The 13,295-nt window shown below is 71.8% G+C and carries 12 protein-coding genes; 10 read left to right on the top strand and 2 right to left on the bottom strand.

The features are described 5' to 3' along the window. Nucleotides 1-101 precede the first annotated feature (101 nt). The 7 genes from MUU77_RS02290 to cydC are packed head-to-tail and all read left to right on the top strand — an operon-like array spanning nucleotide 102 to nucleotide 8,712. Nucleotides 102-1,544: a 4Fe-4S dicluster domain-containing protein gene (locus MUU77_RS02290; protein WP_245091144.1), complete on the top strand. Its 1,443-nt coding sequence runs from the start codon at nucleotides 102-104 to the stop codon at nucleotides 1,542-1,544. After that, the gene (locus MUU77_RS02285) at nucleotides 1,541-2,062 is read left to right on the top strand and encodes a FixH family protein (RefSeq protein WP_245091142.1); all 522 of its coding nucleotides are present in this window, start codon (nucleotides 1,541-1,543) and stop codon (nucleotides 2,060-2,062) included. The genes MUU77_RS02290 and MUU77_RS02285 overlap by 4 nt, the downstream gene beginning before the upstream one ends. A gap of 7 nt (nucleotides 2,063-2,069) precedes the next feature. After that, nucleotides 2,070-4,445: a heavy metal translocating P-type ATPase gene (locus MUU77_RS02280; protein WP_245091140.1), complete on the top strand. Its 2,376-nt coding sequence runs from the start codon at nucleotides 2,070-2,072 to the stop codon at nucleotides 4,443-4,445. Then, nucleotides 4,442-4,636, top strand: coding sequence for a cbb3-type cytochrome oxidase assembly protein CcoS (ccoS, locus tag MUU77_RS02275; RefSeq protein ID WP_245091138.1), 195 nt, complete (start codon nucleotides 4,442-4,444; stop codon nucleotides 4,634-4,636). The genes MUU77_RS02280 and ccoS overlap by 4 nt, the downstream gene beginning before the upstream one ends. Then, nucleotides 4,626-5,351, top strand: a complete 726-nt coding sequence (locus MUU77_RS02270; protein ID WP_185894379.1) for a sulfite exporter TauE/SafE family protein — start codon at nucleotides 4,626-4,628, stop codon at nucleotides 5,349-5,351. Before ccoS ends, MUU77_RS02270 begins: the two co-directional genes overlap by 11 nt. Nucleotides 5,352-5,407: 56 nt before the next feature. Next, nucleotides 5,408-7,042: a thiol reductant ABC exporter subunit CydD gene (gene cydD, locus MUU77_RS02265; RefSeq protein WP_245094156.1), complete on the top strand. Its 1,635-nt coding sequence runs from the start codon at nucleotides 5,408-5,410 to the stop codon at nucleotides 7,040-7,042. Then, nucleotides 7,039-8,712: a thiol reductant ABC exporter subunit CydC gene (gene cydC / locus MUU77_RS02260; protein ID WP_245091136.1), complete on the top strand. Its 1,674-nt coding sequence runs from the start codon at nucleotides 7,039-7,041 to the stop codon at nucleotides 8,710-8,712. The genes cydD and cydC overlap by 4 nt, the downstream gene beginning before the upstream one ends. Before the next feature lie 163 nt (nucleotides 8,713-8,875). On the opposite strand, the gene MUU77_RS02255 is transcribed toward cydC, so the two are convergent. Beyond that, entirely contained in the window at nucleotides 8,876-9,640 is a 765-nt protein-coding gene (locus MUU77_RS02255) for a Crp/Fnr family transcriptional regulator (RefSeq protein WP_245091134.1), read from the bottom strand. A 399-nt stretch (nucleotides 9,641-10,039) separates the two neighbouring features. On the opposite strand from MUU77_RS02255, the gene MUU77_RS02250 reads away from it, so the two are divergent. From MUU77_RS02250 to MUU77_RS02240, 3 genes are all read left to right on the top strand, one after another. Continuing rightward, nucleotides 10,040-11,401 (top strand): DEAD/DEAH box helicase, encoded by a 1,362-nt coding sequence (locus tag MUU77_RS02250; RefSeq protein ID WP_345779058.1) that lies wholly within the window; start codon nucleotides 10,040-10,042, stop codon nucleotides 11,399-11,401. Between the two features lie 63 nt (nucleotides 11,402-11,464). Continuing rightward, nucleotides 11,465-11,821: a 6-carboxytetrahydropterin synthase QueD gene (gene queD / locus MUU77_RS02245; protein WP_185894382.1), complete on the top strand. Its 357-nt coding sequence runs from the start codon at nucleotides 11,465-11,467 to the stop codon at nucleotides 11,819-11,821. Between the two features lie 156 nt (nucleotides 11,822-11,977). Next, a complete protein-coding gene (locus tag MUU77_RS02240; protein ID WP_162108250.1) occupies nucleotides 11,978-12,370 on the top strand; it encodes a phasin family protein in 393 nt (130 codons plus the stop codon). A 138-nt stretch (nucleotides 12,371-12,508) separates the two neighbouring features. On the opposite strand, the gene bioD is transcribed toward MUU77_RS02240, so the two are convergent. Continuing rightward, nucleotides 12,509-13,189, bottom strand: a complete 681-nt coding sequence (bioD, locus tag MUU77_RS02235; RefSeq protein WP_245091132.1) for a dethiobiotin synthase — start codon at nucleotides 13,187-13,189, stop codon at nucleotides 12,509-12,511. Nucleotides 13,190-13,295: the final 106 nt, after the last annotated feature.

The following is a 13,295-nucleotide window of genomic DNA, read 5'->3' as shown; positions in this document are numbered from 1 at the left end:
GCATTCCGCTGGACGTCGTCGATGCGCAGGGAAATTCCTTCTACGTCAGCGAACGCAAGGTCTATCCGCGCGACGTCGCCGGCACGCTCAACCGCCTGCGCGTGGCGGCGGTGTGGTGGCTGCTGGGCATGTACTACGTGTTCCCGTGGGTGAAATGGGACGGCCGCCAGGCGGTGCTGTTCGACCTGCCGGCGCGCAAGTTCTACGTGTTCGGGCTGGTCTTCTGGCCGCAGGATTTCCTGTTCCTGGCCATGCTGCTGATCATCGCGGCGATGGCACTGTTCTTCTTCACCTCGCTGGCCGGACGGCTGTGGTGCGGTTATGCCTGCCCGCAGACGGTGTGGACGGAAGTGTTCCTGTGGATGGAACGCTGGACCGAGGGCGACCGCAGCGCGCGCATCAAGCTGGACGCGGCGCCGTGGAGCGCCAACAAGCTGCTGCGCAAGGGCGGCAAGCACGTGCTGTGGGCGGTGTTCGCGCTGTGGACGGGCTTCACCTTCGTCGGCTTCTTCACCCCCATCCTGGACCTGGGCGCGCGCCTGTGGCCGTTCGCCTGGGGCGGATGGGAAACGTTCTGGGTGCTGTTCTATGCGCTGGCCACATGGGGCTTCGCCGGCTTCCTGCGCGAACAGGTGTGCAAGTACATGTGCCCGTACGCGCGCTTCCAGAGCGCCATGTTCGACCGCAACACCCTGATCATCGCCTACGACCCGTTGCGCGGCGAGCCGCGCGGCCCGCGCAAGCGCGGCCTGGGCAGCGTGCTGGAGCGCGCACGCGGTCTGCTGGCCAAGGAGACGGCCTACGACTACGTGTTCCGCGCGGGCAAGCACCCGTCGGCCGCCAGCCAGGCCGCGCACGCCAAGGGCACCATCACCTGGGACGGCGACCTGGGCGAAGTGGCGCCGCTGCCGAAGTTCGCGCCCGAGGAACTGGGCGACTGCATCGACTGCACGATCTGCGTGCAGGTCTGCCCCACCGGCATCGACATCCGCAACGGCCTGCAGTACGAGTGCATCGCCTGCGGCGCCTGCATCGACGCCTGCAACGACGTCATGGGCAAGATGGGCTACCCGCAGGGCCTGATCCGCTACACCACGCAGAACGCCCTCGACGGCAAACCGTCGCGCGTGCTGCGCCCGCGCGTGTTCGTCTACGGCGGCCTGCTGCTGGCGCTGGTGGCCGGCTGGGCCTGGGGCGTGACCCATCGCAGCGACCTGATCGCCGAGGTGTTGCGCGACCGCAACGCGCTGTACCGTGAAGTCGCCGGCGGCCAGGTCGAGAACAGCTACACCCTCAAACTGATCAACAAGGACCAGCAGACGCGACACTACCGCGTCACCCTGGCCTCGCCCACGCCCGGCATCGTCCTGCGCGGGGGCGAGATGACGGTGACCGCCGAGCCCGAGCAGGTGCTCTCGCTGCCGGTGGTCGCCACCGCCCCGGCCACGGTCACCGGCCGCCATGCGGTCACGCTGACCGTCGCCGCCACCGAGGGCGGCAACGAGAAGACCGTCGACACCAGCTACTTCGGACCCACGCCATGACGTCGAACGCCTCCCCCGCCAGCGACCGCAAGCGCCCGTTCTGGAAGGAGCCCATGATGTGGGTGGTACTGGGCATCCCGCTGGCCTCCATCGTGGCCGGCGTGGGACTGGTGGTGGTGTCGGTGCGCTCCGGCAGCGCGGACGCGGTGATGGACAAGGTGGACCGCGTCTCGCAGATCCAGACCACCGACCTGGGCCCGGACGAAGCCGCTGCCGCGCGCAGGCTCAGCGCCATCGTGCAGGTCCGCGCCGACCATGTGGAACTGGTGCCGGTGACGGGCGAATTCGCCGGCACCTCGCCGCTGGTGCTGACCCTGGCCCACCCCACCGAGGCGGCGAAGGACACCACCCTGACCCTGGCCCGCGATACCGCGGGCTGGACCGCGCCGGCGCAGATCGACACGTCCCACGACTGGAACGTCCAGCTCGCCACGCAGGACGGCCTGTGGCGCATCCGCGGACGCCTGCAGAAGGACACGCGGGCGGTGCGGCTGGCCCCCGCGCACGGGGGCGGCTGAGTCCGGCATGGACATGCCCGTGGTGCCTTGCCACCACTGCGGTGAGCCGGTCGCCGATGCCGCCCACCGCGTCGACGCCGGCGGGCGCGCGTTCTGCTGCAGCGGCTGCGCCGCGGCCGCGGCCTGGATCGAGGAGGCGGACCTGGGCAGCTACTACCGGCTGCGCAGCGCCAACGCCAACCGCGTGCAGGCCGACCGCCTGGACCTGGAAAGCTGGGACCGCAGCGAACTGCTGGACCAGCACAGCCGCGCCGTCGAAGGCGGACGCGAGATCGTGCTGCTCACCGACGGCATGCGCTGCGCCGCCTGCGCCTGGCTGATCGACCGCGCCCTCGCCCGCGAGACCGGCGTGCTCGACACCACCGCCAACGCCGTCACCGGCCGCATCCGCATCGCGTGGGATCCCGCGCGCACCAAGCTGTCGGCCCTGTTGCAGCGGCTGGCGATGCTGGGCTACCGGCCCTACCTCGCCACCGGCGATGCGCGCGAACAGAAGCGGCTTTCCGATCGCCGCCGCTGGCTGCTGCGCCTGGGCGTGGCCGGGCTGGGGTCGCTGCAGGCGATGATGCTGGCCGAGGCGCTGTACCTGGACGTCGATGCCACCATGCCGGTGCCCACGCGCGACATGTTCCGCTGGCTGACCTTCCTGGTCAGTACGCCGGTGGTGTTCTACAGCGGCTGGCCCTTCCTGGCCGGCATGGCGCGCGAACTGCGCGCGCGCCACGTGGGCATGGACACGCTGATCGCCGGCTCCACCCTGCTGGCCTACTTCGCCAGCCTGGTCGAGACGATCCGCGGCGGCACCCATGTCTGGTACGACGCGGCGGTGATGTTCGTGTTCCTGCTGCTGGCGGCGCGCATGCTGGAACAGCGCGCGCGCAACGTGGCCACCGCGCAGGTGGACGCGCTGGCGCGTGCGCAGCCGGTGTTCGCGATCCGCGAGGGCGACGACGGCACGCGCGAGTCGGTGCCGCCGTCCGCGCTGCGGGTGGACGACGTGGTCTGCGTGTCCGCCGGCGAAGGCGTGCCGGCCGACGGCGTGCTGCTGGACGGCGCGGCCGATTTCGAGGAAGCGCTGCTGACCGGCGAATCCCGGCCCGTGCGCCGCCACGCCGGCGACACCGTCTACGCCGGCACGACCTGCCGCGAACGTCCGGCCCGCGTGCGCGTCACCGCCACCGGTACCGGCACGCGGCTGTCGCAGCTGGCCGAACTGGTCGACCGCGCGCAGGGCCACCGCCCGCCGATGGCGCAGCTGGCCGACCGCGTGGGCCGCCACTTCGTGCTGTCGCTGCTGGTGCTGGCCGCCTGCGTCTACGCCGGCTGGCGGATGTACCAGCCCGAGCGCGCGTTCGAAGTGACGCTCGCGTTGCTGGTGATCAGCTGCCCCTGCGCGCTGTCGCTGTCGGTACCGGCGGTGCTCGCCGCCGCGCATGGCGCGCTGGCGCGCTGCGGCGTGCTGGCCACGCGGCCCGAGGCGCTGGACACGCTGGCGCGCGCGACCGACGTGGTGTTCGACAAGACCGGCACGCTCAGCGACGGCCGGCCTGCCTGCGTCGCGGTGGAGGTGTTCGACGGCCTGGATGCGGACGCCGCCAGCGGCATCGTCGCCGCGCTGGAAAAGGACAGCGGCCATCCCATCGCCGCGGCATTCGCCGACATCGCCCCGCATGCCCCGGCGCAGGCCGTGGTGGCACGGCCGGGCCTGGGCGTGGAAGGCGACATCGACGGGCGCCACTGGCGCTTCGGACGCGGCGACTGGGCGGCCGGGCGCGAGGACGACGGCACCCTGTGGCTGGGCGACGGCGCGCGGGGCGTGGCCCGCTTCACCCTGACCGAGAGGCCGCGCGACGACGCCGCCGCGACGATCGCGGCGCTGCGCGGCCAGGGGCTGGCCATCCACTTGGCCAGTGGCGATGGCGAGGGCGCGGTCCGCCGGCTCGCGCATGCGCTGGGCATCGCGTCCGCGCACGCCCGGCAGTCGCCGGAGGACAAGCTGGCGGCCGTGCGCCGGTTGCAGGCCGAAGGCCGCATCGTCGCCATGGTCGGCGATGGCCTGAACGATGCGCCGGTGCTGGCGGGCGCCGACGTGTCCATCGCGATGGGCGAAGGCGCGCCGCTGGCGCAGCAGGCGGCGGACCTGGTCGCCACCGGCCCCTCGCTGCTGCGCATCGCCGACGCCGTGCGCGTGGCGCGGCTGTCGCGCCGGCTGGTGAAGCAGAACCTGGCCTGGTCGGCCGGCTACAACCTGCTGGCGGTACCGCTGGCGGCGGCGGGCATGGTCACGCCGTGGATCGCGGCGCTGGGCATGGCGGTATCCTCGCTGGTGGTCACCCTCAATGCGCTGCGGCTGGCGCGCACCTCCACGGAGATGGCGGCATGAACATCCTGCTGATGCTGTTGCCGATCAGCCTGATCCTGCTGGGCCTGGCCATCGCCGCGTTCGCGTGGGCGGTGCGCAAGGGCCAGTTCGACGACCTGGACACCCCGGCGCTGGACATCCTGGACGACGCACCGCCGCGCCCGTCCACGCCGCCCGCGCCCGCGCTCCGCGAAGGCGACGATGGGGCCTGATGTTCCGGTGCTGCTGGCCGCGCTGCTGGCCGGCCTGGTGGGCAGCACGCACTGCGCCGTGATGTGCGGCGGGATTGCCACCGGCTTTTCCGCCATGTCGTCCCGCCCGGGCTGGGGCAGCGCGCTGCAGCTCAATCTCGGACGCGTGGCCGGCTACGCGCTGGCGGGCGCGCTGGTGGGCGCCTTCGGTGGCGGCCTGCTGTCGCTGGCGCGGCACCAGAACGCCGTGCTCGCCATGCGCGTGGGCGTGGGCTTGGCGCTGGTGGTGCTGGCGCTGCGCCTGCTCGACCAGCGCGGCCGGCTGGACTTCCTGGCCCGTCCCGGGGCGAAGGTGTGGCAGGTGCTGCGTCCGCTGCATGCGCGCGTGCTGCCGGCCGATACCGTGCCACGGCGGCTGATGGCCGGCGCGCTGTGGGGCTGGCTGCCGTGCGGCCTGAGCCTGAGCCTGCTGACGGTGGCCTGGTTGCAGGCCAATGCACGCGATGCCGCGCTGACGATGGCGATGTTCGGCCTGGGCACGCTGCCGATGATGGTGACCCTGACCTGGTCCGGCGCGCGCCTGGGCCGGCACTGGCAGCGCACGTCGGTGCGGCGCGCCGCCGCGGTGTTCGTGCTGGCGGCCGGGCTGCTGACGATCGCCTCGCCGTGGCTGATGCAGCATCCCGCGCTGCATGGCGTGCTGGCGGCGCTGGGATGCCAGCCGCTGCCGACGTGAGCGGAAGCGTGACGGACGCGCCCGCCGGGACCACGGCGAAGGCGCGCCTGCAGGCATTGGGTGCGGTCGCGCGCGCACCCCTGCGCGCTGCCGGTGCGCTGGGCGTGGCTGGCGGTGTGCTGGTGTTGCCGCAGGCGGCGCTGATCGCACTGTGCCTGCAGCGCGCGTTCGTAGAGGCCGCCCCGCCCGCCGCGCTGCTGCCGCTGCTCGGCGCGCTGCTGGCGACCCTGCTGCTGCGCGCAGGCCTGGCATGGGCGGGCCGCCGGCTCGCCGACCGCGCCGTGGAACGCATCCGCATCGACGTGCGCGCGCGCATCGCGCGTGGTCTGGTCGCCCGCGGGCCGGTCTGGGTGCGCACGCAGCAGAGCGGCGCGCTGGCCGAACGCATGGGCGCGCACGTGGACGCGCTGGAAGGCTATTTCGGCGGTTTCGTGCCCCTGCGGGCGGAAGTGGTGGGCGTGCCGTTGGCGATCCTGCCGGCGGTGTTCTGGGTGGACCGTACCGTCGGCCTGGTGCTGCTGCTGACCCTGCCGCTGGTGCCGGTCTTCATGATGCTGGTCGGCTGGGGCGCGCAGGCCGCCAGCCAGCGCCAGCTGCAGGCGCTCACGCGCATGGGCGGGCATTTCGCCGACCGCCTGCGCGGGCTGGGGCTGATCCGCCTGTACGGGCGCGGGGCATCGGATCTGCACGGCATCCGCGCGGCGGCCGAGGAACTGCGCGTGCGCAGCCTGCGCGTGCTGCGCATCGCCTTCCTGTCGTCGGCGGTGCTGGAATTCTTCGCCTCGCTCAGCGTGGCGATGATCGCGCTCTACCTGGGCCTGACCTACCTGGGCATGCTCGACCTGCGTGCGGCGCCGCTGACCCTGGGCATGGGCGTGTTCTGCCTGCTGCTGGCGCCGGAGTTCTACGCGCCGCTGCGGCGCCTGGCAACGCACTACCACGAGCGCGCCGCGGCACTGGCGGCGATGGACGAGATCGCGCTGGTGCTGGACGCAGCGCCACCCGCCATGTCGAACGACGCCGGCATGGGAACACCCCCCACAGCCGCAGCGCCGCTCGTCCGCGTGCGCGATGCCGCGCTGCGCCATCCCGCCGCCACGCGCGATGTACTGTCCGGCATCACGCTGGACCTGCATCGCGGCCAGCATGTGGCGCTGGTCGGCGCCAGCGGCGACGGCAAGAGCACGCTGCTGGAAGCGTTGGCCGGCTGGCTGCCGGTCCACGCGGGCACCCTGCAGCGCGCGCCCGGCCTGCGCGTGGGCTATGCGCCGCAGCGCCCGTTCCTGTTCGCCGGCAGCCTGCGCGACAACCTGCGCATGGCCAAACCCGACGCCAGCGATGCGCTACTGCAACAGGCGGCCGAGGCCGCGCAGGTGCTGCGCTTCGCATCCCGCCTGCCCGAAGGCCTGGACACGGTGATCGGCGAACGCGGCCTGGGGCTGTCCGGCGGCGAGGCGCGCCGGGTGGCGCTGGCGCGCGTGTTCCTGCGCGACCCCGACCTGCTGCTGCTCGACGAGCCCACCGCCTTTCTCGACCCCGACACCGAAGCGGCGGTGCTGCGGGCGATCCTGACGTTCGCGCGCGGCCGCAGCGTGCTGATGGCGACCCACAGCCCGGCCGCACAGGCGGCGATGGCGCAGACCTGGCGGCTCCAGGGCGGCCGCCTGTCCATGCCGGGGGACGGACGATGAAGGCACACCGCGACAGCGACGACACCCCGCTGCGCGAGGTGCTGGCGCGCCACCGCCTGCGCATCGTCCTGTCGGTCGGCTTGCTGCTGTCCACCCTGCTGGCGGGCACCGCACTGCTGGGGCTGTCCGGACACTTCCTCACCGCGGCGGCCCTGGCCGGCAGCGCCGCGGCCGGCTTCAACTTCTTCGGGCCTTCGGCGGGCATCCGCGCCCTGACCTTCGTGCGCATCCTGTCGCGCTACGGCGAGAAACTGCTGGGCCACGACGTGACCCTGCGCATCGCGCGCGACCTGCGCGCCTGGTTCTTCGCGCGGGCGCTGCCGCTGGCACCGCTGGGGCTGGGCCGGTTCCGGGTCGGCGAACTGATGGCGCGGCTGATGGCGGACATCGAGGCGATCGACGGCCTGCTGGTGCGCGCCATCGGGCCGCTGCTCGCGCTGCTGTCGCTGGGCCTGCTCGCGACGGCGGTGACGATGACCGTGCTGCCGCTGGCCGGCAGCGTGCTGCTGGTGGCGCTGGCATCGATCGCCGCGCTGGCGCCCTGGCTGGCGGCACGCAGCGTCGCCGCTCTCGAAAGCGAGCGTGCGGAGGCCCGCACCCGCCTGCGCGCCACCGTGCAGGAAGGCATCGAAGGCCAGCCGGACCTGGTGGCGATGGATGCGACCGCGGCCTGGCTGGCCGCGCTGGACGCACGCAGCCGCGAGGTCGCGCGCTGGGAGGAGCGGCGCAAGCAGCGGCTCGCCCTGGCGACGCTCGCCCAGGCGCTGGTGGCCGCGTTCACGCTGCCGACGATGCTGTGGGTGCTGCTGGCCGCCGTGCATGCCGGACGCATCGGCGCCGCGGCGGCCGGTGGCCTGTTCTTCATGACGCTCGCGGTGCTGGAAGCCTGCTCCGCCATCGGGCCCGCGTGGCAGGCCTGGCGCGCGGCCACGGTGGCGGCGCAGCGGCTGCAGCAGGTGGTGGATGCACCGTCGGCGGCGGGCGGTGCCGCCGGCACGCGGCTGCCGGCGCCCGGCGGCGCGCTGGAACTGCAGGACATCGTGTTCGCCTGGCCGGGCACGGCGCGGCGCGTGCTCGACGGCGCCCAGCTGCGCATCGCGCCCGGCGAACGCGTGCTGGTGGCCGGCGACAGCGGCGAGGGCAAGTCGTCGCTGCTGGCGCTCGTACTGGGACTGCGCGCACCGCAGTCCGGCCGGGTGTCTTTCGCCGGCGACGACCTGCGCACACTGGATGCGGCACCGTGGCACGCCCGCATCGCCTGGCTGCCGCAGGACGCGCCGGTGTTCTCCGGCAGCGTGCGCGAGAACCTGCGGCTGGGCGATCCCCATGCCGACGACGCGCGCCTGTGGCAGGCACTGGCGCAGGTGAAGCTGGATGCGCGCTTCCGCGATTCCGGCCTGGACACCTGGGTCGGCGAGAACGGGGCCACATTGTCGGCCGGCCAGGCGCGCCGCCTGGCGCTGGCGCGCGCCCTGCTGCGCGATGCGCCGCTGTTGCTGCTGGACGAACCGACCGAAGGCCTGGACCAGGATACCGCCGATGCGCTGATGCGCGACCTGGCGGCGGTAACCCGGGGGCGCAGCGTGCTGATCATCAGCCACGCGGCGCTGCCGGATGGCGTGGTGGACACGCGCTATCGGTTGCGGGACGGGAAGCTGATCAAAGAATGAGCGCCCCGCTCCTTGCAGGAGCAACGTAAGTCGCGACCGTAGCAATGAAGCACTCGCGCGCCATCTGGTGAAAAAACTCGACGGAGGCGGCGCTTTCCGATCACCCATCCGTGCTGTCCAAGCCTGCGGTCGCGACTCACGTCGCTCCACAGAAAGCGGAGCCTCAGGCCCGCGCTTCGGCCAAGGCGTCCAGGCGCTTGCGGTTGAGCAGGCGCACGTGGTGCGGGTCGTCGGTAGCGATGCTGCCTTCCTGGCGCAGGCGGGTGAAGCTGCGGCTGACCGTTTCCACGGTCAGGCCCAGGTAGTCGGCGATGTCGGTGCGCGTCATCGGCAGGATGACTTCGGTATCGTCCTGGCCCTGGCGGCGGCGGCGCTGCGCCATGTCCACCAGGAAGCCGGCCAGCCGCTCCATCGGATTCAGGCGGGCCAGCGCCATCAGGTTGCCACGGGTGGCGTCCAGTTCCACGCAGGCGCGTTCCAGCAGTTCGCGCTCCAGTTGCGGGTGGTCGTGGCACAGGCCGCGCATGTCGGCCATCGAGAACTCGCACAGGGTGCTGTCGGTGATGGCTTCGATGGTGTGCTTGTAGTGCGAGGTGCCCGAGAAACCGATGAAGTCGCCCGGCATCAGGAAGCCGGCCACCAGGCGGCGCCCGTCGGGCAGCAGGCGGATGCGGCGCAGCGCGCCCTTGGTCACGGTGAATACGCCGCGCCGGGCTTCGCCTTCGCGCACCAGCGGCTCCCCGGCCACCAGGCGGACGTCGTCGGCCAGCGATTCCATCGCATGCGCCTTCTCCACCGGCAGGGCGGCGCACACGGCCAGGTGCCGGACCAGGCAGCCACTGCAGCCGCGCGCGACCTGGCACACCACGCCATCGCCGGGCACGGCGGGCACCGGGGCGTCGTTCTGGCGGAGGATGCGAAGGCTCATGGCGGTCGGCTACGTGGGTCTTCGGCGGCCATGATACGCCCCCGCGTCACATAATTACCGGCTGCGACAATCGGTCGCGGACCGGGGGCTTTCAGGCGCCGTTCCCCCATTCAGGCCCGGATTCGGTTAAAGTGCCCGCCGCTTGCCTGCGGCCGTTCGTTTCCCCGATGGTCCGCCGGCGCCGGGAATCCGCTCTGGCTTCCCGCGCCCGCCCCGCTCCGACTTCTTTCGTTGCGCAAGCTCGGTCGCGCCGTTTTGGCGCCGCCGCACCCCTTCTCGCAGCGCGGTTTCAGGGAACGCTTCGAGTCACGGCCAGTCCCGCATCCCGCGTGCATGCGCCGCCACATCCCCGTGTGGCGCGGCGCGCGCGTCCGGTCGGCCGCCATTGGAGCCTCACCCATGACGTTTGAAACCCTTGGCCTTGCGCCCGCCCTGCTGCGCGCGCTGGACGAACAGGGCTACACCCAGCCCACCCCCATCCAGGAACAGGCCATTCCGCTGGCCCTGGAAGGCCACGACCTGCTGGCCGGCGCGCAGACCGGCACCGGCAAGACCGCCGCGTTCGGCCTGCCGCTGATCCAGTACCTGGCCACCACCCCGCAGGAAGTGCAGCGCGGCGCCCCGCGCAGGCCGCGCGCGCTGGTATTGACCCCCACCCGCGAACTGGCCGTGCAGGTGCACGACAGCCTGCGCGGCTACGGCAAGTACCTGCGCATTCCCAGCACCACCATCTATGGCGGCGTCGGCATGGGCAACCAGCTGGACGCGCTGCGCCGTGGCGTGGACCTGGTGATCGCCTGCCCGGGCCGCCTGATCGACCACCTCGAGCGCCGCAGCGTGGACCTGTCGGGCATCGAGATCCTGGTGCTGGACGAAGCCGACCGCATGCTCGACATGGGCTTCCTGCCGTCGATCAAGCGCATCCTGGCCAAGCTGCCGCGCCAGAACCGCCAGACCATGCTGTTCTCGGCCACCTTCGCCGACCCGATCCGCGAGCTGGCGCTGGAGTTCATGCGCGATCCGAAACAGATCCAGGTGACCCCGCGCAACACCGTGGCCGAGACCATCACCCACCGCGTGCACCCGGTGGACGGCAGCCGCAAGCGCGACCTGCTGCTGCACCTGCTGGCGCAGGACAGCCGCCTGCAGACGCTGGTGTTCGCCCGCACCAAGCACGGCAGCGACAAGCTGGCGACGTTCCTGGAGAAGAGCGGCATCAAGACCGCGGCGATCCACGGCAACAAGTCGCAGGGCGCCCGCCAGCGCGCGCTCAGCGACTTCAAGGCCGGCCGCATCAACGTGCTGGTCGCCACCGACATCGCCGCGCGCGGCATCGACATCGACCAGTTGCCGCAGGTGATCAACTTCGACCTGCCGATGGTGGCCGAGGACTACGTGCACCGCATCGGCCGCACCGGCCGCAACGGCTCGACCGGCCAGGCGATCTCGCTGGTGGCGCAGGACGAAGCCAAGTACCTGCGCGCCATCGTCCGCCTGCTCAACCGCGACATGGACCTGCGCGACGTGCCCGGCTTCGAGCCGCAGACGCCGATCCGCTGGGGCAACAGCGCGCCGGGCAAGGCCGAGCTGCCGGGCGGCGAGCGCACCCCGCGCCGCAACGGTCCGCAGAAGCACGCACGCCGTCCGCACGGCGACGCGCCGCGGCATGCGCACGCCGGGCCGAAGAAGCACACCGGCCAGCGCCGTGACGGCGGCCGCTCCGGCGGGCCCCGCCAGGGCCAGTCGCGCCCGGCCCGCTAAGCTGTACCGTGCGCGCGGCACCTGTGCAGGTGCCGCGCGCCTCCCCGTTCCAGGAACCGCCGCATGGACATCTTCAAGGTCTTCACCGTCGAAGCCGCCCACCGCCTGCCGCACGTGCCGGAAGGCCACAAGTGCGCGCGCCTGCACGGGCATTCGTTCCGCATCGAACTGCACCTGTCCGGTCCTGTCGATCCGCAGGCCGGCTGGGTGATGGACTTCGCCGACGTGAAGGCGGCCTTCAAGCCCATCTACGAGCGGCTGGACCACCATTACCTCAACGACATCCCCGGCCTGGAAAACCCGACCAGCGAGCAGCTGGCGAAGTGGATCTGGGACCAGGCCAAGCCGTTGCTGCCGTTGCTGAGCGCCATCGTGGTGCACGAAACCTGCACCTCGGGTTGCCGCTATACCGGTCCCTGAGAGGATGTAACCGGTTTCATACCACCTGTTACAAGCGTTTGATTTGTAACGGCTCCTGACCGTTCGTCGGATTTCCATACGGCGGTTATTGCATTGCAACATGGGCACGTCTATGCTGCGACGCAACAAACGGGATTCCCCTTTCAGGAGCACGCCATGAACGCGCAATTCAACGAAAGCTTCAGCCAGTTCACGCACCAGTTCGCTGCGGCCGCCTCGCGCGCCAACCGTCTGGCCCTGGAAAGCGCCGAGACCGTGTTCGGCGTGCAGCTGAAGACGTTCGAGAAGAACATCGACGCCACCACCGCCTTCTTCGGCGAGCTGGCCGAGACCCGCGACCTCGACGGTTACAAGAACCTGTGGCCGAAGGGCCTGCAGGTGGCCAAGGACAACGCCGAGCGCGTCGTCGCCGCCAGCCAGGAAGTGTTCGGCCTGAGCCTGAAGACCGGCGAAGCCTTCGGCCAGCTGGTGAAGAGCCAGTTCGAGAGCGCGACCGACAGCGTCCAGGCCTCGGTGGCCAAGGCGACCAAGGCCGCGAAGGCCAAGTAAGCCCGCTTCTACCGGTTACTGCGCGGCCCTCCCCTCCCTCCGCGCACACCCGACCCGGCAGCTCACGCTGCCGGGTTTTTTGTTGCGCGCAGCACCCTCCCCGAGGGTCCGTGGCGGCTGTCGGGCCTGGAGGCCCTGTTACAGCGGAATCGCGATGTGCCGGCCCAGCTGCCTGCCGTCGATGTCCGGCGCATGCGGCAAGCGCCCCCAACAGGGCACGGGCATGCGCGCGCAAAGCAGCGCGAAGTTCTCGTCGCGGCGTTGCATGGCAGCGTCCACCTCGTTGGCGATCCAGCCCACCAGGCGTGCGCCGTCTTCCTGGATGGCGCGCGCGCTGAGCCGCGCATGGTTGATGCAGCCCAGCCGCATGCCCACCACCAGCACCACCGGCAGCCGCAGTTCCTGCACCAGGTGGCGCTGGTCGAGGGTGGCGGTCAGCGGTGCGGCCCAGCCGCCGACGCCTTCCACCAGCACCATGTCGGCCAGCGGATGCAGGCGCTCGAAGGCGGACACCAGGGCGCCCAGTTGCACGTCCACGCCGGCATCGCGCGCGGCGATCTCCGGCGCCAGCGGTGCGGGCAGCGCGTAGGGATTGACGTCGTCGTAGGGCGGCAGCGGATCGCTGGCGGCCTGCAGGGCCAGCGCGTCCTCGTTGCGCCAGCCTTCGGGGGTTCGCTCGCAGCCGCTGGCGACCGGTTTCATGCCCACGGCGCGCATTCCGCGCGCGCGGAATGCATGCAGCAGCGCCGCGCTGGCCACGGTCTTGCCCACCCCGGTGTCCGTCCCGGTGACGAACAGCCTGTCCAGTGCCCGCTCCATCACGCTTCCGGGTCGGTTTCGGTGCCGTCGCGCGCCGCGGTCGCGCCCCGTGGATCCTGTGTGCTCATGCGAGGAATGATAGCGGGCCGTCGCCGGACGCGCGGAG

It is taken from the genome of Pseudoxanthomonas sp. F37 (assembly GCF_022965755.1).
Lineage (GTDB): Bacteria > Pseudomonadota > Gammaproteobacteria > Xanthomonadales > Xanthomonadaceae > Pseudoxanthomonas_A.
Note: the sequence above shows the minus strand (reverse complement) of the source record. Positions and strands in the feature narration are given on the sequence as shown.